At 63.0% G+C, this 19,558-nt stretch carries 16 protein-coding genes; all 16 read left to right on the top strand.

The features are described 5' to 3' along the window. Positions 1 to 207 precede the first annotated feature (207 nt). The 16 genes from mraZ to ftsZ are packed head-to-tail and all read left to right on the top strand — an operon-like array spanning position 208 to position 19,328. Positions 208 to 678, top strand: coding sequence for a division/cell wall cluster transcriptional repressor MraZ (gene mraZ, locus SMD27_RS00310; RefSeq protein ID WP_320506343.1), 471 nt, complete (start codon positions 208 to 210; stop codon positions 676 to 678). Continuing rightward, positions 678 to 1,655, top strand: coding sequence for a 16S rRNA (cytosine(1402)-N(4))-methyltransferase RsmH (rsmH, locus tag SMD27_RS00315; protein ID WP_452094340.1), 978 nt, complete (start codon positions 678 to 680; stop codon positions 1,653 to 1,655). Before mraZ ends, rsmH begins: the two co-directional genes overlap by 1 nt. Beyond that, complete coding sequence (ftsL, locus tag SMD27_RS00320) at positions 1,652 to 2,338, top strand: cell division protein FtsL (protein WP_320506344.1); 687 nt, start codon at positions 1,652 to 1,654, stop codon at positions 2,336 to 2,338. Before rsmH ends, ftsL begins: the two co-directional genes overlap by 4 nt. Continuing rightward, a complete protein-coding gene (locus tag SMD27_RS00325; RefSeq protein ID WP_320506345.1) occupies positions 2,335 to 4,233 on the top strand; it encodes a peptidoglycan D,D-transpeptidase FtsI family protein in 1,899 nt (632 codons plus the stop codon). The genes ftsL and SMD27_RS00325 overlap by 4 nt, the downstream gene beginning before the upstream one ends. After that, entirely contained in the window at positions 4,226 to 5,698 is a 1,473-nt protein-coding gene (locus tag SMD27_RS00330) for a UDP-N-acetylmuramoyl-L-alanyl-D-glutamate--2,6-diaminopimelate ligase (protein ID WP_320506346.1), read from the top strand. Before SMD27_RS00325 ends, SMD27_RS00330 begins: the two co-directional genes overlap by 8 nt. Further along, complete coding sequence (locus tag SMD27_RS00335; RefSeq protein WP_320506347.1) at positions 5,695 to 7,212, top strand: UDP-N-acetylmuramoyl-tripeptide--D-alanyl-D-alanine ligase; 1,518 nt, start codon at positions 5,695 to 5,697, stop codon at positions 7,210 to 7,212. Before SMD27_RS00330 ends, SMD27_RS00335 begins: the two co-directional genes overlap by 4 nt. A gap of 14 nt (positions 7,213 to 7,226) precedes the next feature. Then, positions 7,227 to 8,315: a phospho-N-acetylmuramoyl-pentapeptide-transferase gene (mraY, locus tag SMD27_RS00340; RefSeq protein WP_320506348.1), complete on the top strand. Its 1,089-nt coding sequence runs from the start codon at positions 7,227 to 7,229 to the stop codon at positions 8,313 to 8,315. Positions 8,316 to 8,322: 7 nt separating this feature from the next. Next, positions 8,323 to 9,708, top strand: coding sequence for a UDP-N-acetylmuramoyl-L-alanine--D-glutamate ligase (gene murD / locus SMD27_RS00345; protein WP_320506349.1), 1,386 nt, complete (start codon positions 8,323 to 8,325; stop codon positions 9,706 to 9,708). Beyond that, positions 9,705 to 10,829 carry a putative lipid II flippase FtsW gene (ftsW, locus tag SMD27_RS00350; protein WP_320506350.1) on the top strand — a complete coding sequence of 375 codons (1,125 nt, stop codon included), beginning with the start codon at positions 9,705 to 9,707 and terminating at the stop codon, positions 10,827 to 10,829. Before murD ends, ftsW begins: the two co-directional genes overlap by 4 nt. Beyond that, the gene (murG, locus tag SMD27_RS00355; protein WP_320506351.1) at positions 10,826 to 11,971 is read left to right on the top strand and encodes an undecaprenyldiphospho-muramoylpentapeptide beta-N-acetylglucosaminyltransferase; all 1,146 of its coding nucleotides are present in this window, start codon (positions 10,826 to 10,828) and stop codon (positions 11,969 to 11,971) included. The genes ftsW and murG overlap by 4 nt, the downstream gene beginning before the upstream one ends. Continuing rightward, positions 11,971 to 13,392: a UDP-N-acetylmuramate--L-alanine ligase gene (gene murC / locus SMD27_RS00360; protein WP_320506352.1), complete on the top strand. Its 1,422-nt coding sequence runs from the start codon at positions 11,971 to 11,973 to the stop codon at positions 13,390 to 13,392. The genes murG and murC overlap by 1 nt, the downstream gene beginning before the upstream one ends. Then, positions 13,389 to 14,342, top strand: coding sequence for a UDP-N-acetylmuramate dehydrogenase (gene murB / locus SMD27_RS00365; RefSeq protein WP_379990875.1), 954 nt, complete (start codon positions 13,389 to 13,391; stop codon positions 14,340 to 14,342). The genes murC and murB overlap by 4 nt, the downstream gene beginning before the upstream one ends. Continuing rightward, positions 14,339 to 15,271, top strand: a complete 933-nt coding sequence (locus tag SMD27_RS00370) for a D-alanine--D-alanine ligase (RefSeq protein ID WP_320506353.1) — start codon at positions 14,339 to 14,341, stop codon at positions 15,269 to 15,271. The genes murB and SMD27_RS00370 overlap by 4 nt, the downstream gene beginning before the upstream one ends. Beyond that, positions 15,259 to 16,164: a cell division protein FtsQ/DivIB gene (locus tag SMD27_RS00375; protein ID WP_320506354.1), complete on the top strand. Its 906-nt coding sequence runs from the start codon at positions 15,259 to 15,261 to the stop codon at positions 16,162 to 16,164. Before SMD27_RS00370 ends, SMD27_RS00375 begins: the two co-directional genes overlap by 13 nt. 25 nt (positions 16,165 to 16,189) lie before the next feature. Continuing rightward, the gene (ftsA, locus tag SMD27_RS00380; protein WP_320506355.1) at positions 16,190 to 17,446 is read left to right on the top strand and encodes a cell division protein FtsA; all 1,257 of its coding nucleotides are present in this window, start codon (positions 16,190 to 16,192) and stop codon (positions 17,444 to 17,446) included. Positions 17,447 to 17,477: 31 nt separating this feature from the next. Beyond that, positions 17,478 to 19,328, top strand: a complete 1,851-nt coding sequence (ftsZ, locus tag SMD27_RS00385) for a cell division protein FtsZ (protein ID WP_320506356.1) — start codon at positions 17,478 to 17,480, stop codon at positions 19,326 to 19,328. Positions 19,329 to 19,558: the final 230 nt, after the last annotated feature.

Below are 19,558 nucleotides of genomic sequence, written 5' to 3' on the forward strand. Positions count from 1 at the left end.
GCAACTTCAAGGAGTCACGTTTTCGCGAGGAAACGGAAATTTCCAAGCTATTCCAGAGATTTACGGGCTCTTCCCATTGACGCCCATACCATCCCATGATATCCCATTAACGATCGAGATTTACCGGACGGCAGCGGCGGGCCGTGTCCGGTGCTTAAAACAAGTGTGGCGACGCCAGCCATCTATGGGACGGCAGCGGGAAACTCGATGGCCCTGTTCATCGATACCTTCATCAACAAGATCGATAAGAAGGGCCGTATCTCCGTCCCCGCGACGTTCCGTGCTGCCTTGGCGAATCAGGCTTTCCAGGGCATCGTCGCCTTTCCATCTTTCAAATACGCCGCCATCCAATGCGCCGGGATGGATTGGATGCAGGCTTTGACCGACCGCATGACCCAGGTCGACCTGTTTTCCGATGAGCATGACGACCTGACCGCCACGCTTTTCGCTGATGCCAAACAACTGCCGTTCGATGGCGAAGGCCGCATCATGCTGCCCGAAAGCCTTGCCGCCCATGCCGGCATCACCGAAGCGGCAGCCTTTGTCGGTCGCGGCAGCGGCTTCGAAATCTGGGAACCTGCCAAGCTCGAAGCCTATAAGGCCGAGGCGCGCCGCCGTGCCCTGGAAAAGGGCCGAACCTTGCGGCAGGCGCCAGGCGGGCCGGGTGGAGGTGCGTAATGGCCGACATAATGTCCTCACCCGCCAGCCCGCATCAGTCAGTTCTGCTGTCGGAGGTGGTCTCCGCTTTATCGCCGCGTGACGGCGCCATCTATGTCGATGGCACTTTCGGCGCCGGCGGCTATAGCCGCGCCATTTTAGAAGCGGCCAATTGCACCGTCTTCGCCATCGATCGCGATCCCGGTGCCGTGCGCGACGCCCAGCCATTGCTGGATCGTTTCAAAGGCCGCCTGCATATTTTGCAGGGACGTTTCGGCGATATGGCAAAACTGCTCGCCACACAGGGCATCGACCAGGTACAGGGCGTGACGCTCGATCTCGGCGTCTCCTCGATGCAGCTCGACCAGGCCGAGCGCGGCTTCTCCTTCCGTTTCCACGGGCCGCTCGACATGCGCATGGAACAGGAAGGGGAAACAGCTGCCGATCTCGTCAATAAAATGGCTGAGCAACCGCTGGCCGATCTGATCTTCACCTTCGGTGAGGAAAAGAAGGCGCGTCGGGTGGCCAAGGCGATCATCGCGGCGCGTGCTTTGGCACCGATTACAACGACCCAGCAACTGGGCGAGATCGTGCGCCGCGCGATCGGCCCAACGCCAGCCAATCGCATTGATCCCGCGACCCGCACCTTCCAGGCGCTGCGCATCGCGGTCAATGACGAGATGGGCGAGATTGATCGCGGTCTTGAAGCCGCCGATGCCATTTTGGCACCGGGCGGACGTCTCGCCATCGTCTCCTTCCATTCGCTGGAAGACCGCCGCGTCAAAGCTTTCTTGCGCAGCCGCAGCACCAGCGCGCCGCGCGGATCGCGGCATCTGCCGGAAACACCACAGGCAGAAGCGCCGCGTTATCGTCTGATCTCGCCGGGCGGCATAGAACCCAGCGACGCTGAGATCGCCCGCAATCCGCGCGCACGTTCCGCGCGTCTGCGGATTGCCGAACGTCTAGCGGATGCGCATCCGGCGGGAGGTGCCGCATGATCCGGATCAGCGTCGTCATCTGGATTCTCGTCCTAGCCTTGCTCGGTGTCGGCCTCTTTCAGGTGAAGTACAACGTTCAGGCCAAGGAAACCGAATTGCGGCACCTGAAGCGCCAGATCGATAGCAATCTTTCCAGCATCCACGTGTTGGAAGCGGAATGGAGCTATCTCAACGACCCGGTGCGGCTGGCCGATCTCGCCCGGCGCCACACCGATCTCCTGCCAACGCAGGCCAGCCAGATCAAGAACTTCGCCGACCTGCCGCTACGGCCGGCTGATGCACCGGCCGCGCCGGCACCGGAAACTGCGCCGCAATTGTCGCAGCCCGAACAGGCGCCAACGCCTCCCATGGTTTCGGCTGTCACACCGCACCAGCAACCGGCGGCGGCGAGCACGGCGGCCGGCACGACCATACAGACGCAAAAAGCAGCCCTTCCGGAATCGCTGCCCACGGCCGCGCCGACCATCGTTCCGGTGAGTGCGCAGCTCAGCAAACCACAGGATCGACCGGCGGCGATCAAGGTCAGCGCCAAGCCGGCAGCTACACCCGCAGCCAAACCCGCGGTCAAACAGCCGGCAGCCACGGCGAAGAAACCGGGTTCGGATGAAGTGATCGATGCCATTTTGGCTGATATGCAACGGGCACAAGATGCGCCCGACGCATCCGCTGCGGGTGACCAATGAAGCGGCGTAACGATCATAGGCGCGCGGATAACTTCTCGGCGCAGCGGTCGCAGCCGGTGATCAACCCGATGGCTTTGGAAGCCGAGCCGGAAGGCCGGCAGAAGCGCGTCCTGGAAATGGGTCACACCCGGCTGATGCTGGGCGCTGGCCTGTTCTGCGTTGCCTTTCTGGTCATCACCGCCCGTCTGGCGGCCGTCACCTTGCTGCCGGGCGAAGATGATACTGGCGCCGCGCATCAAAAGATCGCCTCGACCGGCCGCGCCGATGTAGTTGATCGCAACGGCGTTGTCCTCGCCACCAGCCTCACCACAGCCTCGCTTTATGCCAATCCCCGGCAGATCACCAATCCGGATGATGTTGCCAGGCAGCTGGCGCCTATTCTGCCGGACCTCAATCCGACCGCGACGGCGACGAAGCTGTCGAGCGACCGGGCCTTCATCTGGCTGTGGCGCAACCTCACGCCCAAGCAGCAGCAGTCCGTCAATAACCTCGGCATTCCTGGCCTCTATTTTCAGTATGAGACCAAGCGCATCTATCCGCAGGGAAACCTGACCGCGCATCTGGTTGGCTTCACCGATATTGACGGCAAGGGCATTGCCGGCGTGGAGCGGTCTTTCGATGATGCCTTGAATGGCGGCACGCGTCCGCTGCAATTATCGATCGATATCCGCGTTCAGCACATCATGCATGAAGAGCTGAGCAATGCGATCCGGGATTTCCACGCCATCGGCGGCGCCGGCATGGTGATGGATGTGAAGACCGGCGAGGTCTTGTCCCTCGTTTCGCTGCCGGATTTCGATCCCTCGCAGCCGGGCGCCGCTTCAGCGGATGCTCGTTTCAACCGCGCCACGCTCGGCGTGTTCGAAATGGGCTCCACTTTCAAGACCTTCAATACGGCGATCGGGCTCGATAGCGGTACCGTCTCGATGACCGGCGGCTATGATGCCTCCAAGCCGATCCGGATCGGCGGCTTCACCATCAGCGATTATCACGGCAAGAACCGTTTCCTGACGGTGCCGGAGATCTACGCTTATTCTTCCAATATCGGCTCCGCCAAAATGGCCGACGATTTCGGCACGGAAACCCAGCAAACCTATCTGCGCCGCTTCGGCATGCTGGAAAAATCGCCGATCGAATTGCCGGAAGTCGGCCCGCCGATGGTTCCCAGCCTCAAGAACTGGAAGCGCATCAACACCATGACCATTGCTTATGGTCACGGTATCGCTGTCAGCCTGGCCCAGCTGATCACCGGTATCTCCGCCGTGGTCAATGGCGGCGATATGCGGGCCCCCACCATTCTGAAACGCCAGCCAGATCAGATCCCGGCCGGCGAACATGTCATCTCCGATCAGACCTCGGTCAATATGCGCGCCTTGATGCGCACGGTGGTCCAGGAGGGCACCGCCAAGAAAGCGGATGCGCCCGGTTATCTCGTCGGTTGCAAGACCGGTACGGCGGATAAACTCGAGGGCCACACCTATGCGAAGAATGCGCGCATGGCGGTGATTGTCTGCTCCTTCCCGTCCAACAATCCTCGCTATGCCGTTGCCGCTTTGGTCGATGAACCCGTTCCCAACGAACATAGCTACGGTTATGCGACTGCCGGTTGGGTGGCCGCCCCGGTGGCCGGCGCTTTAGTGCAGCGAATGGCCCCGCTTTACAGCATGGCGCCGATCTCGCCGGACGATCCGGCGTCGCAAAACCCGCTGGCGGCGCTTGTCGCCGACTATGATTCACCAGACTCCAAAAAGCCACATTCGATGGTTACGCAGGTCAAAGCGACGGCCAACGGCGCCACGCCTGCGACTCAATCGAAGGTCTCAATCGACGATCAGGGGGATGTGACCGGACCGCCGCAAAACACGGATCCAGGAGCGTCCATTGCAGATGAATGAGCTGATTGGCGGTCTCGACTCGATTGTGACATTGCGCAGTCCGGCAGCGGCGATCGACATTTCCGGTCTGACGGCCGATTCCCGTCATGTCCGACCGGGCTTTCTGTTCGCAGCCTTGCCCGGCAGCAAGGCCGATGGTCGCGATTTTATTTCCGCCGCTCTCGCCCAGGGCGCCAGCGCGATTCTGTCGCCGGAGAATCAACCGATTCTCGATCTGCCGCCGCATGTCGCCCATGTGACGGCGGCCAATCCGCGCCGCGCGCTCGCTTTGCTGGCTGCCCGTTTCAACGGGGCGCAGCCGAAGACGATAGCAGCGGTCACGGGAACCAGCGGCAAGACCTCGACAACTGTCTTCACCCGCCAGCTCTGGTCGCTGCTCGGTCATCGCGCTGCCAGCCTCGGCACGATCGGGTTGACGGCGCCCGGCTATGAACTACCCGATTCATTGACCACGCCTGATCCGGTGGAGCTGCATCGTATCCTCGCCGAGCTTGCCTTCAAGAACATCGATCATCTGGCCATGGAAGCGTCCAGCCATGGGCTTGACCAGTATCGACTCGACGGCGTGCAGGTCACGGCAGCGGCCTTTACAAACCTATCGCGCGATCATCTCGACTATCACGGCAACATGCAGGCGTATCTCCAGGCGAAACTGCGCCTGTTCGCCGACCTTCTGCCGGCCGGCGGGACCGCCGTGGTCAATGCCGATATGGAAGTTGCGGAAGATGTCTTCGCCGTCAGCCGCCGCGCGCATCATCGCCTGATCGCCGTCGGTGCGAAGGGCAGCGATATCAGATTGATCAAGCAGACCCCGACCAGCACCGGCCAGATGCTGGAGATCGATCTCTTCGGCACGCGCCATGACATCGAGTTTCCCGTCGCTGGTCTATTCCAGGCTTATAATTTGCTGACCGCCATGGGCCTCGTCATCGGCAGTGGCGGGGAGCCTGCCGTGGTTGCGCAACTTGTCGGCCGGCTGACGGGCGTGCACGGACGCATCGAGCATGTTGCAACTACACCATCAGGTGGCGCTGTCTATGTCGATTATGCGCATAAGCCCGGTGCGCTTGAAGCCGTGCTGACTGCCTTGCGTCCTCACACCACTGGCAAACTAGCAGTAGTGATTGGCTGCGGCGGTGATCGCGACCGTGGCAAGCGGCCGATCATGGGTGAGATCGCCACGCGGCTTGCCGATCGCGTCATTGTTACTGACGACAATCCGCGTTCAGAAGATCCCGCTGCGATTCGCGCTGAAATTTGTGCTGCTGCACCGGGCGCGATTGAAATTGGTGATCGCGCCGAAGCGATTCGCCATGCTATGCGGGAACTTGGCAAAGGCGATGTGCTCATCATCGCCGGCAAGGGTCATGAGACCTATCAGATCGTCGGCAATGTGAAGCACGATTTTGACGACAGCCAGGTGGCGCGTGACGTCGCGCTGGCGCTTGAAAGCGAGGCCTCGTGAGCCACGCCAACACGACACAGGTTCTCTGGACTGAAGCGGAGGCGACGATCGCCACGCGCGGCCAGGCGACAGCGACTTTCCGGGCGACCGGTGTGTCGATCGACAGTCGGTCGATCGCGCCGGGCGATCTTTTTATTGCGCTCAAAGGACCGACCTTCGACGGACATGATTTCGCCGCGCGCGCCGCAGCTGCGGGTGCCGCCGCGGTCGTCATCGATCATCGCCCGGCTGATCTCCCCGAAAGCGCGCCAGCCTTGCTGGTTAGCGATACGATGGCGGCCTTGTGGGATTTCGGCCGCGCCGCACGTGCCCGCACGCCGGCCCGCATCGCTGCGGTAACCGGTAGCGTCGGCAAGACCAGTACCAAGGAAGCGCTGCTGACCGTGCTCGCCGCCGGCGCGCCGACTTATGCCAGCACCGGCAATCTCAACAATCATTGGGGCGCGCCGCTCAGCCTGGCGCGCATGCCGCGCGACGTGACCTATGGTATTTTCGAACTCGGCATGAATCATGCCGGCGAGATTTCTCCTTTGGCCAAGCTGGTCCGGCCTGAGGTCGCGATCATCACCACCATCGACGCCGCGCATCTCGAATTCTTCAAATCCACTGCTGAGATCGCCGATGCCAAAGCGGAGATCTTCGATGGGTTGGAGCCCGATGGCACGGCCCTGCTGCCCAGCGACAATCCCCATTTCGAACGGCTGGCCCAGCATGCGCATGCGCGCGGCATCGCCACCATTCTCGGTTTCGGCAAAGCCTCGGATGCCGATATCCGGCTGATCTCCTGCGAGGTTCACGCCGACGGTAACCGGATCGAAGCCGAACTCTTCGGCCGCAGGGTAAGCTACCGCACCGCGGCGCCTGGCCTGCATCTGGCGATCAATAGCCTTGCCGTCCTTGGCGCGGTCCGGGCGCTGGGTGCCGATATCGACACGGCCTTGGGTGCTTTTGCCCGGGTTGAGACCGTCAAGGGACGCGGCAAGCGTGAAGTCGTGGCCTTGGCGAACGGCAAGATCGTCCTGATCGACGAATCCTACAATGCAAGCCCCGTGGCCGTGCGCGCCGCCCTGCACCTGCTCGGCATGACGCCGAAGGCCGAAGGCCGCCGCATCGCCATTCTGGGCGATATGCGTGAATTGGGACCGCAGGCGGGCGTCCTGCACCAGAACCTTGCTGCCGATGTGATTGCCGCTTGCATCGACCGCGCTTTCCTCGTCGGGCCGCTGATGCACGAACTCTATGATCGGCTGCCGGCCGCCATGCAAGCTGGGCACTATGCCGATTCGGACATGCTGGCAGCGATCATCGGCCGCGAAATACAGGCCGGGGACACGGTTCTGGTCAAAGGGTCGTTGGGCACGCGCATGGCGCCGATCGTGGCGGCCATCCGCGCACTGGGATCATCCGCTGGATCATCCGCGCAAGAAACACGCGTCTTTGGGGGAGCCAGTGTCAGCGCCGCAAGGGGAATCGGCGGCGCTGACACAGCAAAGCGGGCGGCGAACGGGCAGTAGGGGGCTGCGGGGAAATGCTTTATCACTTGTTGGCAGGGTTGGCGGAAGACTGGAAGGTGTTGAACGTCTTCCGCTATCTCACCTTCCGCAGCGGCGGTGCGATCCTGTTCTCTCTTGTCCTCACTTTGTGGATCGGCCCCGGCATGATTCGCTGGCTGAAAAAGCTGCAGCGCGATGGCCAGCCGATCCGCACCGATGGACCGGAATCGCATCTGCTGACCAAGAAGGGCACGCCGACCATGGGCGGGCTGATGTTCCTGCTTTCGGCGACGATCACCACGCTGCTTTGGGCCGATATCGGCAATGCCTATGTCTGGATTGTCCTCGGGGTGACCATCGGCTATGGCCTGATCGGTTTTGGCGACGACTTCCTGAAGCTGACCAAGCGCAATACCAAAGGCCTGCCGGGCAAGTTGAAACTGGCCGGCCAGATCGCCATCGGCCTGATCGCGACCTATGCCGTCACCCGCGTTACCGAGGCGCCGCTCAATACCGGCCTTGCCGTCCCCTTCCTGAAGGAAGTGGTGCTCCCTCTGGGCTGGTTCTTCATTCCCTTCGGCACTTTCGTCATGGTGGGCGCCTCCAATGCGGTCAACCTGACCGACGGCCTCGACGGGCTCGCCATCGTGCCGGTCATGATCGCGGCCGCCTGTTTCGCCTTGATTTCCTATCTGGTCGGTAATGCCGTTTTCGCCAATTACCTGCAGGTACATTTCGTGTCGGGTAGCGGCGAGCTCGCGGTGTTCTGCGGCGCCCTCTGCGGTGCCGGCCTCGGCTTCCTCTGGTTCAATGCGCCGCCCGCCATGGTTTTCATGGGCGATACCGGTTCCTTGTCGATGGGCGGCGCGCTCGGCGCCATCAGCGTCATCACCAAGCATGAACTGGTGCTCGCCATCATCGGCGGGCTCTTCGTCGTCGAGACGGTCTCCGTCATTGTCCAGGTTCTTTCCTATAAGACCACCGGCAAGCGGGTCTTCCGCATGGCGCCGTTGCATCACCATTACGAAAAGAAAGGCTGGGCAGAGCCGACCGTGGTGATCCGTTTCTGGATCGTCGCCGCGGTGCTGGCGCTGATCGGCCTTTCCACCTTGAAATTGAGGTGAGACCGTCGTGACCGCTGCGCTTCGCATCCCCAATCTCAACGGCAAGATCGTGGCCGTTCTCGGCCTCGGTCGTTCCGGCGGCACCGCTGCGGCCAGCCTGGCTGCGAGTGGCGCGACCGTCTGGGCCTGGGATGACAATGAAGCTGCGCGCACGGCGATCAATGGAGATTGGCTGGTCGACCTGACCAAGGCTGACTGGTCGCAGATCAGCTTCCTGTTGATCAGCCCCGGCATCCCGCATCTCCATCCGAAGCCGCATCCGGTGGCCGCTTTGGCCAAGGCGGCGAATGTGCCGGTGATCAGCGATATCGAGCTTCTGGTCCAGGCTCAACCCGGCGCCCGCTATGTCACCATCACGGGCACCAATGGCAAATCCACCACCACGACCCTGATCGGCCATCTGCTGCGGCAGGCCGGCAAGAAATGCGAAATTGGTGGAAATCTTGGCCAGGCGGCATTGTCGCTGGAACCGATGGGGCTGGACGGCATTTATGTCCTCGAAATGTCGTCCTATCAGTTGGAAATCACACCGACTGTCTTTGCCGATATCGCCATTCTGCTGAACATCACGCCGGACCATCTCGATCGTCATGGCGGCATGGAGGGATACATCGCCGCCAAGACACTCGCTTTGGCCGCCAAGAAGCGTGGCGGCGTCGGTATCATCGGCGTCGATGACGAGCATTGCCGGAAGATCTATGGCGACTTGAAGGATGCCGGCCGCAGGCTGATCCCAATCTCGGCTGAGAAGACCTTGGCGAAAAGCGTCTCTGCCGTGAAGGGCCAGCTGATCGACGATATCGACGGCAAGCGCGAGAAGATCATCGACCTGACCACCATCGCCACCCTGCCCGGCAGTCACAATTGGCAGAATGCCGCCGCCGCCTATGTCGCGGCCCGTGGCCTCGGCCTTAGCCGCGACCAGATCGTCGCCGGCCTGAAGAGCTATCCGGGCCTCGCCCATCGCCAGGAACTGGTCGCGACCATTGGCAAGGTCCGCTATGTCAATGACAGCAAGGCGACCAATGCCGATGCGGCCGGCAAGGCTTTAGCCTGCTACGAAAATATCTACTGGATCATCGGCGGCCGCGCCAAAGAAGGCGGTCTTGCCGGACTGGAGAGCTTCTATCCCCGCATCCGCCACGCTTTCCTGATCGGCGAAGCAGCACCCGCCTTCGCCAAGCAGCTTGGCCGCGCCGTGCCGGCAACCCAATGCGGCACCTTGGATAAGGCGCTGGCAGCGGCCCATGTGCTGGCGCAGAAGGAAAATCGCGACGGCGCGACAGTGCTGCTCTCGCCGGCCTGCGCCTCCTGGGATCAGTATCCGAATTTCGAAGTCCGCGGTGACCACTTCCGGGGCCTTGTTGCGCAATTGGCGGGAGGCAAGGCATGAGCACTTTCTCTCGCACCGACCGCAGTCAACTGGGCCAATGGTGGTGGACAGTCGACCGCTGGACCCTGGGCGCCATTCTTGCCTTGATGTTCATCGGCGCCATCCTGGTTTTGGCCGCCAGCCCGGCCGTCGCAGTGCGGATCGGTCTCGATAGCTTCTATCTTGTGCGCCATCACTACGCCATGCTGCCGGTGGCGCTGGCGATCATGATCGGCGTTTCCGTGATGTCGCCACGCCAGGTCCGGCGCATGGGCGTGATCGGATTCTTCATTTTCCTCGGCCTGACGATCTTGACCATCCTGTTCGGCCAGGAAATCAAGGGCGCTACGCGCTGGATCAATATCGGCCCGCTCAATCTGCAGCCCTCGGAATTCCTCAAGCCGACTTTTGCCGTCTTCGCCGCCTGGATGTTCTCGCTGCAACATAGCGACAAGCGCGTTCCCGGTTATCTCATCTCCATCGCCGCTTATGTGGTGGTGGTCGGCCTGCTGATGAAGCAGCCCGATCTCGGCATGACCTCGGTGGTGACGCTGACCTGGTTTGCGCAGTTCTTCATCGCCGGCCTGCCCATCATCTGGGTGGTCGCAGGCATTGGTGTCGGCGTCGGCGGTCTGGTCATCGCTTATTTCACCTTCCCCCATGTCACCGAGCGCATCGATCAGTTCCTCGATCCGAAGGCCGGCGACAACTACCAGATCGACCGCGCGCTCGAAGCTTTTTCCAATGGCGGTCTCTATGGCCGCGGCCCGGGCGAAGGTACCGTGAAACTGGTACTGCCGGACGCTCATGCCGATTTCGTCTTCGCCGTCGCCGCCGAAGAATTCGGCCTGATCGTCTGCCTGCTGATCGTCGCGATCTTCGCTTTCATCGTGTTGCGGTCCCTGCTGCGCATGGTGGGCGAGAACAATCTCTTCATTTTGTTGTCGGTAACGGGTCTCGTCACGGGATTCGGCCTGCAGGCGGTCATCAATATGGCCTCCAGCCTGCATCTGATGCCGACCAAGGGCATGACCCTGCCCTTCATCTCCTATGGCGGCTCGTCAATCATGGCGATTGCCCTGACGGTCGGCATGTTGCTCGCTTTCACCCGCAAGCGATTCCCGGGGAGCGTCGATCTATGACGGCAGCTTCCATGCAACCCGGTACGGCGCGCATCCTGCTGGCGGCAGGCGGCACCGGCGGACATTTATTTCCCGCCGAAGCGCTGGCGCATGAGTTGCTGGGGCGGGGCCTTGCCGTCGACCTGGTGACCGATGAGCGGGGCCAGGGTTTCGGTGCGAAATTGCCGCAGGTCGGCCTTCATCATATCGCTGCCGGCGGTGTTGCCGGCAAGGGGGCCGCCGCTCGGCTGCAAAATGTTCTGCGCCTGGGTATCGGCTATCTGCAATCGCGGCGCCTCGTGAAGCGCCTGCGTCCGGCCGTCGCGGTCGGCTTCGGCGGCTATCCCTCGGTCCCGCCGTTGCTGGCGGCGCAGCATGCCGGCGTGCGAACGGTGCTCCACGAACAGAATGCCGTGGCCGGCCGCGCCAATCGGTTCCTGCTGAAGCGGGCCAGCAGCGTCGCCACCAGTTTCGAGCGCGTGAAGTTTCTCGAACAGGTATCGGCGGCACATCGTATCGTTACCGGCAATCCGGTGCGGCCCGATATTGCCGCCATCGCCGCGGAGCCTTATATCGCGCCGACGGGCGAGGGCCCGTTCCGCCTGCTCGTCGTCGGCGGCAGCCTCGGCGCCCGGGTCTTCGGAGAATTGGTCCCGCCGGCCATCGCTTTGCTGCCGCAGGATCTGCGGCGGCGCCTGCAGCTGACACAGCAATGCCGCGCCGAAGATCTGGAAAGGGTCGCGGCGCAATATCGCGACATGGGCCTTGCCGTGGAATTACAGCCTTTCTTCCGCGACATCCCGGCGCGTCTTGCCCAGACACATCTGCTGATATCGCGCGCCGGCGCCTCGACCGTCGCCGAGCTTGCCGCGGCAGGCCGTCCCGCGCTGATGATTCCCCTGCCCGGCGCCATCGATGATCACCAAATGGCCAATGCCTCGGCTCTGGCCGATGCTGGCGGGGGCTGGGCGGTAGCGCAACGCGACCTCGATCCGTCGGGCCTCGCTGCGCGCCTGGAAGATTTCATGACACATCCGGCCAAGCTGGCCGCCGCCGCGGATGCGGCGCGGCGCCTCGGCCGCCGCGATGCCGCACGCGCGCTGGCCGATCTGGTGACCGGCCTGCTGCCGGCCGGCACCGTCCAAGAATTGGAGCAACACTGATGCGCGCCCTTCCTCTCGATATCGGCGTCATCCACTTTGTCGGCATTGGCGGCATCGGCATGAGCGGCATTGCCGAGATTCTCCACAATCTCGGCTACAAGGTGCGCGGCAGCGATCTCAATGAAAGCTATGTCACCAAGCACCTGCAGGAGATCGGCGTGCCGGTGGAATTCGGCCATCGTGCCGAAAATCTGGCCGATGCCTCGGTGGTGGTCATTTCCACCGCCGTGAAGCCGGACAACCCCGAAGTGGTCGCAGCCCGCGCGAAATGGCTCCCGGTGGTGCGCCGCGCCGAGATGCTGGCCGAGCTGATGCGCCTGAAATGGTCGGTCGCCATCGGTGGCACCCATGGCAAGACCACGACGACCTCGCTGGTCGCCGCTTTGATCGATGCCGCCGGTTTCGATCCCACCGTCATCAATGGCGGTATCATCAACAATTACGGGACCAATGCACGCTTGGGCGCCGGCGATTGGATGGTGGTGGAAGCTGATGAATCCGACGGCAGTTTCCTGAAACTGCCGGCCGTCATCGCCATTGTGACGAATATGGACCCCGAGCATCTCGACCATTACGGCACGGTCGAAGCAATGAACAAGGCCTATGAGGATTTCGTCCGGAACATTCCGTTCTACGGTTTCGCGGCCTTGTGTATCGACCATCCGGTGGTGCAGGCGATGATCCCGCGTCTCGCGGACCGGCGCATCATCACCTACGGTTTCTCGCCCCAGGCCGATGTGCGGGCGGCCGATCTCAAAATGGATCCGAGCGGCGCCAGCTTCAACGTCGTGATCACAGATCGCATTCGCGACACCGAACATACGATCACCGGCCTGCATCTGCCGATGGTCGGCCAGCACAATGTGCAGAACAGCCTGGCGGCGATCGCCGTGGTGCATGAGATGGGCATCGATGACGACAAGATCCGCAAAGGGCTTGCCGGCTTCGGCGGCGTGAAGCGCCGTTTCACCCGCACCGGCGAGGTCAATGGCGTCACGGTGATTGACGATTACGGCCATCACCCGGTGGAGATCGCCGCGGTGCTCAAGGCCGCGCGCCAGGCGAGCCATGGAAAAGTGATCGCCGTCGTCCAGCCGCACCGTTACAGCCGGCTGCAGAACCTCTTCGTCGACTTCTGCACCTGTTTCAACGATGCCGATGCGGTCATCGTCGCCGATGTCTATCCGGCCGGCGAAGCGCCGATCCCCGGCATCAATGCCGAAGCCCTCGCCGCCGGTTTGCGTGAGCGCGGCCATCGTCATGCGGGTCATCTATCCGATCCAAAGAAACTGGCCGAAACCGTGGCGCCGATGGCGCATCCCGGCGACATGGTGGTCTGCCTGGGTGCCGGCAGCATTACCTATTGGGCCCATGCCTTGCCGGGCGAACTGGCTACCCTTTACGGCAGGAAGCAACCATGATGGCGGCGATGCGGACATCCGGCCTGCTTGATCGGCTACCGCCGGTGCGTGGCCGCCTGACCGAGGGCGCGTCGCTGGCCAATGTCACCTGGTTCCGCGTCGGCGGTCCGGCCGAGGTGCTGTTCAAGCCGGCCGACCTCGAAGACCTGCGCGCTTTCATCGCCGCCAAGCCCGCCGATATTCCGGTGACGGTGCTAGGCGTCGGTTCCAATCTGCTGGTGCGTGATGGGGGCATTCCCGGCGTTGTCATCCGCCTCGGGCGTGCTTTCGCCGACATCCGCATCGAAGCTGATCGCGTCATCGCCGGCGCGGCCGCCCTCGACCTCAATGTCGCGCTGGCAGCGCGTGATGCCGGCCTCGGCGGGCTGGAATTCCTCTCGGGGATTCCCGGCACGATTGGCGGCGCCTTGCGCATGAATGCGGGCGCCTATGGTAGTGACGTTTCCGCCGTGCTGGAAAGCGCAACCGCCATCGATGAAAGCGGTCATCTTCGTCGCCTCGACCGGTCTTCCATGGGCTTCACCTATCGGCATTCGGCGATCGCCGAGGATTGGATTTTCGTCGGCGCCGAATTCGTCGGTGCGCCGGAAAGTCCCGCGACGGTACACGAACGCATCCAGGAGATTCAGCGCAGCCGCGTCGAGAGCCAGCCGATCCGGGCGAGGACCGGCGGCAGCACCTTCGTCAACCCGACCCCGCAGCGGGCCTGGGAACTGGTCGATGCCGCCGGCTGCCGTGGCCTGAAGGTGGGCGGCGCCATGGTCTCGGAGAAGCATTGCAACTTCCTGATCAATACCGGCACCGCCACCGCGGCCGAGATCGAGGCATTGGGCGAGGAAGTGCGCCGCCGGGTGCGAGAACATAGCGGCATCAACCTGCAATGGGAAATCAAGCGCATCGGTCTTGCCGCCGATGCACCGAATGCGATTGCGATGAAGGATCAGGCATGAAGCGCGTAACGGTATTGATGGGTGGTCCTTCGGCGGAGCGGGAAGTCTCTCTGACGAGCGGCGCGGAATGCGCGGCCGCCTTGAGCGAGGCCGGCTATACCGTCGCCACCATCGATGTCGGCAAGGACCTCAAAGCCCTCATCACCGCCATCGAGGCGCAGCGCCCTGATGTCATCTTCAATGCGTTGCATGGCCGTTGGGTCGAAGATGGCAATATCCAGGGCGTGCTCAACTTCATCGGCATTCCCTATACGCATTCCGGCGTCATGGCCTCAGCCATCGCGATGGACAAGCCGATGGCGAAGCGGGTCTTCGCTGCTGCCGGCCTGCGCTGCCCGGAAGGCGTCATCCTCGACAAGGCGGCGGTCATGCGCGGTGACGTGATGGCCCGTCCCTATGTGGTGAAGCCGGCGAATGAAGGTTCCAGCGTCGGTGTCTGCATCGCCCGCATCGGCGACAACGATCCCTTTGCCGAAGCCAACTGGTCCGATGACATGCCGCTGCTGGTCGAACGCTTCATTCCCGGCCGCGAACTCACCGTCGCGGTGATCGGCGGCAAGGATGGCGACCGTGCCATGATGGTCACCGAATTGCGGCCCCATAGCGGCTTCTACGACTACACCAACAAATATACCGGCGGCAAAACGGTGCATCTCTGCCCTGCCCCGCTGCCGGAAGCGGTGACGGCGGAGGCGATGCGGATGGCGGTGGTGGCGCATCAGAGCATCGGCTGCCGCGGCGTGTCGCGCTGCGACTTCCGCTATGACGATACGACCGGCGGCGGGCCGGAACATCTCTATCTGTTGGAAATCAACACGCAACCCGGCATGACGCCGCTGTCGCTGGTGCCCGAACAGGCGCGCGCGCTCGGCATGTCCTATCCGGAACTGGTCAGTTGGATGGTGGAGAACGCTGCATGCGATCATTGACCGCCAACAATCCGGTGAGCGCCGCGACGGTCGGCCGGGGCAAGGCCCCCGCAGGACGTGCGGTCGCGCGTCCGCCGCTGCGGAAGCGGCCGCGCAGCCGGTTGGAGCGCCTGATGGTGCGCGGCGGCATCGCTTTCGGCATTGCCGGCGTTCTTGGCGGTTTCGGTCTTTGGGGCGCCCAGTCCGGCTGGTTCGCCGAGCTCGGTGGCAATCTCGGCCACTCGTTCCTTGAAGCGACAGCGGCCTCCGGCCTTGCGTTGGATGAAGTGCAGGTGACGGGCCGCAGCGAAACCTCGCAGGAAGAAGTGCTGAATGCAATCGGTGCGAAGCGGGGCACACCCCTGTTGGGCATCGACATTCAAGCGACGCGCGAACGGCTGACCGCTCTGCCCTGGGTGGCGGCAGCGACGGTCGAGCGGCGTTTCCCCAACAAGCTTGTCGTGCAGATCACCGAGGCCGAGCCGCTAGCACTGTGGCAGCGCCAGCAACAGCTTTATCTGGTCAGCCGCGACGGCAAGGTGATCGAGACCGACAATCTGCAGAAATACGCAAAATTGCTGGTGATCGTCGGCGATGAAGCGCCGCGGCATGCCGGCAAGCTGCTGGAGATGATGGCGAGCGAACCGGATCTGCAGCGCCAGGTAACTGCCGCGGTCTTCGTCGGCGAGCGGCGCTGGAATTTGCGACTCAACGGCAATGTCGATGTGAAGCTGCCGGAAGAAGATCCTGCCAGCGCCTGGCATCGCCTGGCGGCACTGCAACGGCAGCAGCAGTTGCTGGACAAGGACATCACGATCGTCGACTTGCGCCTGCCCAATCAGGTTGTCGTGCGGCAAGCACATCCGCAGCCGCCCGAGAAGCCGGCCCGCAAGAGCAAAAGCAACGAGACATGAGACAAAGGGAACAAGGTAAATCCCGATGAAGAAACCGCGCGTCGCGCCCCGCAATGGTCTGATTGCTGCCATCGATATCGGCACCAGCAAGATCTGCTGTTTCATCGCCCGCATCGGCGATGACGGCAGGCCGTCTGTCGTCGGCATCGGCCATCATATTTCGCGCGGTGTCCGCGGCGGTGCCATCATCGATATGGAACAGGCGGAGATGGCGATCTTGACTACCGTCCACGCCGCCGAGCAGATGGCCGGCGAAACGATCCAGGACGTGGTGGTGAACCTCTCCGGCGGCTATCCGGCATCCCAGACGGTCGGCGTCGAAGTGCCGATTTCCGGTCGTGAGATCGGCGATCACGATCTGCACCGGGTGCTGCTGCAGGGCAGCCAGATCAACGGATCGCATGAACGCCGCCTCATCCATTCAATCGCGGTCGGCTATTCGATCGATGGCTCGAAGGGCATCCGCGATCCGCGCGGCATGTACGGCGACCGCCTCGGTGTCGACATGCATGTCGTCACAGCCGCCGCCGGCGCCGTCAAGAATCTGACCACCTGCGTCGGCCGCTGCCACCTTGATATCAAGGCGCTGGTCGTCTCACCTTATGCCGCCGGCCTTTCCACGCTGGTCGACGACGAGATGGATCTTGGCGTCACGGTCATCGATATGGGCGCCGGCACGACGACTTTGTCCGTGTTTTTCGATGGCCATGCGGTCTTCACCGATTCGGTGCCGATCGGCGGCGGCCATGTCACCAACGATATCGCCCGTGGCCTGTCGACACCGCTGGTGCATGCCGAGCGGATGAAGACGCTCTATGGCAATTGCATCGCCAGTCCGGCCGACGAGCGCGAGATCATTCATGTCCCCCAAGTCGGCGAGGAAGAAAGCGGCCTGACCAACCAGGTGCCGAAATCGATCCTCATCGGCGTCATCCAGCCGCGTCTCGAAGAGACCTTCGAATTGGTTCGCTCGCGTCTCGAAGCGAGCGGTTTCGACAAGGTTGCCGGCCGGCGCGTCGTGCTGACCGGGGGCGCCAGCCAATTGAGCGGTGTGCGCGAGCTCTCCGCTCTCGTCTTGGACAAACAAGTTCGCATGGGTCGTCCCATCCGCATCCACGGTCTGGCGGATGCAACCAACGGGCCGGCCTTTGCAACCGCGGCGGGTCTTTTGACCTATGCCCTACAAAGCGAATCCGAACAGCCAAAACCGACGCGCAGCTCGGACATCCAGGCAACGGGTGTCATGGGACGCATCGGTTCATGGCTGAGGGATAATTTCTGACCATAACCAGTGAGCAACATTGGAGGCACCTATGACATTGAATCTCTCACTTCCGCAGGATCCCTTCGACATCCGGCCAAAGATCACCGTGGTCGGCGTCGGCGGCGCGGGCGGCAATGCCGTCAGCAACATGATCCGTTCCAAGCTTGAAGGCGTGGAATTCCTGGTCGCCAATACCGACGCCCAGGCTTTGCAGCAATCCTTGTGCGAGCGGCGCATCCAGCTCGGCGCCACGGTGACCAAGGGTCTTGGCGCCGGTGCCCGCCCCGATATCGGCCGGGCTTCGGCGGAAGAAGCGATCCGCGATATCGCTGAGCAGCTGGCCGGCTCCAACATGGCCTTCATCACCGCCGGCATGGGCGGCGGCACCGGCACCGGTGCGGCACCGGTCATCGCCCAGATCGCCCGCGAACAGGGCATCCTGACCGTCGGCGTGGTGACGAAGCCGTTCCATTTCGAAGGCTCGCACCGCATGCGGATGGCCGAACAGGGCATCCAGGATCTGCAGCAATATGTCGACACGCTGATCATCATCCCCAATCAGAACCTGTTCCGCATCGCCAATGAAAAGACCACTTTCGCCGATGCCTTCAAAATGGCCGACGAAGTGCTGCATTCCGGCGTGCGCGGCGTCACCGATCTGATGGTCATGCCCGGCCTCATCAATCTCGACTTCGCCGATATCCGTGCGGTGATGAGCGAGATGGGCAAGGCGATGATGGGTACCGGCGAAGCCAGCGGCGAGAACCGCGCCATCGCCGCCGCCGAAGCGGCCATCTCCAACCCGCTGCTGGACGAAGTCAGCATGAAGGGCGCACGCGGTGTGCTTATCAACATCACCGGCGGCATGGATATGACCCTGTTCGAAGTGGATGAAGCGGCCAACCGCATCCGCGACGAAGTCGATCCCGAAGCCAATATTATCTTCGGCTCGACCTTCGATCAGTCGTTGGAAGGCAAGATCCGCATCTCGGTCGTGGCAACCGGCATCGAAGCCGAGGTTCAGGCCCAGCCGCGCCCGACCATGGCCAATCTCAGCCTCGTCGCCCGCAACCCGAATCCGCAGCCCTCAGGCAACGATGCCGGCGACGACCGGTCGGGTTACCGGGAAGCGGCGGCCCCCGCGCCGATGATGGCCCAACCGGTGGCCCAGGCCTCGATGCAGCAGCCCAATGTGCCGCAACCGATGACCGCCAGCGCCCTGCATGCCCGTGGCATGGCCCAGGCTTATGCTGCCCAGCCCGCCACCTCGGCCGCTCCGGCAACAGCCTCGGCCCCGATGCCGGCTTCCATCGGTGCAACCGCCCTGCAGTCGGAACCCGCGATGGTCCGCATGCCGGAACGTCAGGTCGAACGCCAGGCTGAGCGCCAGACCTTTGTCGCCCCGCCGGCGGTTGAGGCAGCCACCCGGCCGCAGGCCTTCATCGCCGAGCCGGTCACCCCGCAGCCTGTCACCGAAGCGGCCCCGGAACGCAGGCGCGCGCCAAGCCTCTTCGAGAAGGTGACCAGCCGTTTCACCAGCCAGCCAGCCAGCCGGCCGGTCGACCAGCGTCCAGCCAGCCCGGCCCCTCAGGCGCCGCGGCTGAGCCAGCCGACTTACGGTCCGCCGAGCTTTGCGCGACCGCAGACGCAAGCCGCCCCGAGCCAGGCGGCGCATCAGCCGGTGAACAGCCATCCAGCGGGTGGTCATCACATGGGCGGTCATCAGATGCCGAGCCAGCCCGGCATGGCGCAGCCGGAACTCCGCCAGCCGGAGGTCCGGGCTGAACCCCGTATGCAGCAGCCGCAGCTGCAGCTCGAGCCGACAGAGCGCATGTCCGCCAGCCGGGCCGAGGAAGATCTGCTGGATATTCCGGCCTTCCTGCGCCGTCAGGCGAACTGACCGAGACCGGCCGTCACCTCGTTTCCGACAGAACGATGTGACGGCTTGGTTTCACCCGGCCGGCCGGCGCGAGTCGGCCGGCCACGATAGGTGTCTCAGAACTTTGCCCGCGGCGGCGCCGCGGGCAATTTTTCTCAAAAATCGGCCGATTTTGGCGATCCTGCCGGGCTTGAGCCCGGACCCGGCACCGCCTATAGTTCGGGCGACCAAAAATTAACAAGATGGCGGAT

This window comes from Dongia soli (assembly GCF_034044715.1).
Lineage (GTDB): Bacteria > Pseudomonadota > Alphaproteobacteria > Dongiales > Dongiaceae > Dongia_B > Dongia_B soli.

Bases quoted from the DNA above. Each gene is read 5' to 3' on its own strand.
- ftsL (WP_320506344.1), top strand. From the start codon at position 1,652: ATGATCCGGATCAGCGTCGTCATCTGGATTCTCGTCCTAGCCTTGCTC.
- ftsZ (WP_320506356.1), top strand. From the start codon at position 17,478: ATGACATTGAATCTCTCACTTCCGCAGGATCCCTTCGACATCCGGCCA.
- SMD27_RS00330 (WP_320506346.1), top strand. From the start codon at position 4,226: ATGAATGAGCTGATTGGCGGTCTCGACTCGATTGTGACATTGCGCAGT.
- ftsW (WP_320506350.1), top strand. From the start codon at position 9,705: ATGAGCACTTTCTCTCGCACCGACCGCAGTCAACTGGGCCAATGGTGG.
- SMD27_RS00370 (WP_320506353.1), top strand. From the start codon at position 14,339: ATGAAGCGCGTAACGGTATTGATGGGTGGTCCTTCGGCGGAGCGGGAA.
- mraY (WP_320506348.1), top strand. From the start codon at position 7,227: ATGCTTTATCACTTGTTGGCAGGGTTGGCGGAAGACTGGAAGGTGTTG.
- SMD27_RS00325 (WP_320506345.1), top strand. From the start codon at position 2,335: ATGAAGCGGCGTAACGATCATAGGCGCGCGGATAACTTCTCGGCGCAG.
- ftsA (WP_320506355.1), top strand. From the start codon at position 16,190: ATGAAGAAACCGCGCGTCGCGCCCCGCAATGGTCTGATTGCTGCCATC.
- murC (WP_320506352.1), top strand. From the start codon at position 11,971: ATGCGCGCCCTTCCTCTCGATATCGGCGTCATCCACTTTGTCGGCATT.
- SMD27_RS00375 (WP_320506354.1), top strand. From the start codon at position 15,259: ATGCGATCATTGACCGCCAACAATCCGGTGAGCGCCGCGACGGTCGGC.
- murG (WP_320506351.1), top strand. From the start codon at position 10,826: ATGACGGCAGCTTCCATGCAACCCGGTACGGCGCGCATCCTGCTGGCG.
- mraZ (WP_320506343.1), top strand. From the start codon at position 208: ATGGCCCTGTTCATCGATACCTTCATCAACAAGATCGATAAGAAGGGC.
- murB (WP_379990875.1), top strand. From the start codon at position 13,389: ATGATGGCGGCGATGCGGACATCCGGCCTGCTTGATCGGCTACCGCCG.
- rsmH (WP_452094340.1), top strand. From the start codon at position 678: ATGGCCGACATAATGTCCTCACCCGCCAGCCCGCATCAGTCAGTTCTG.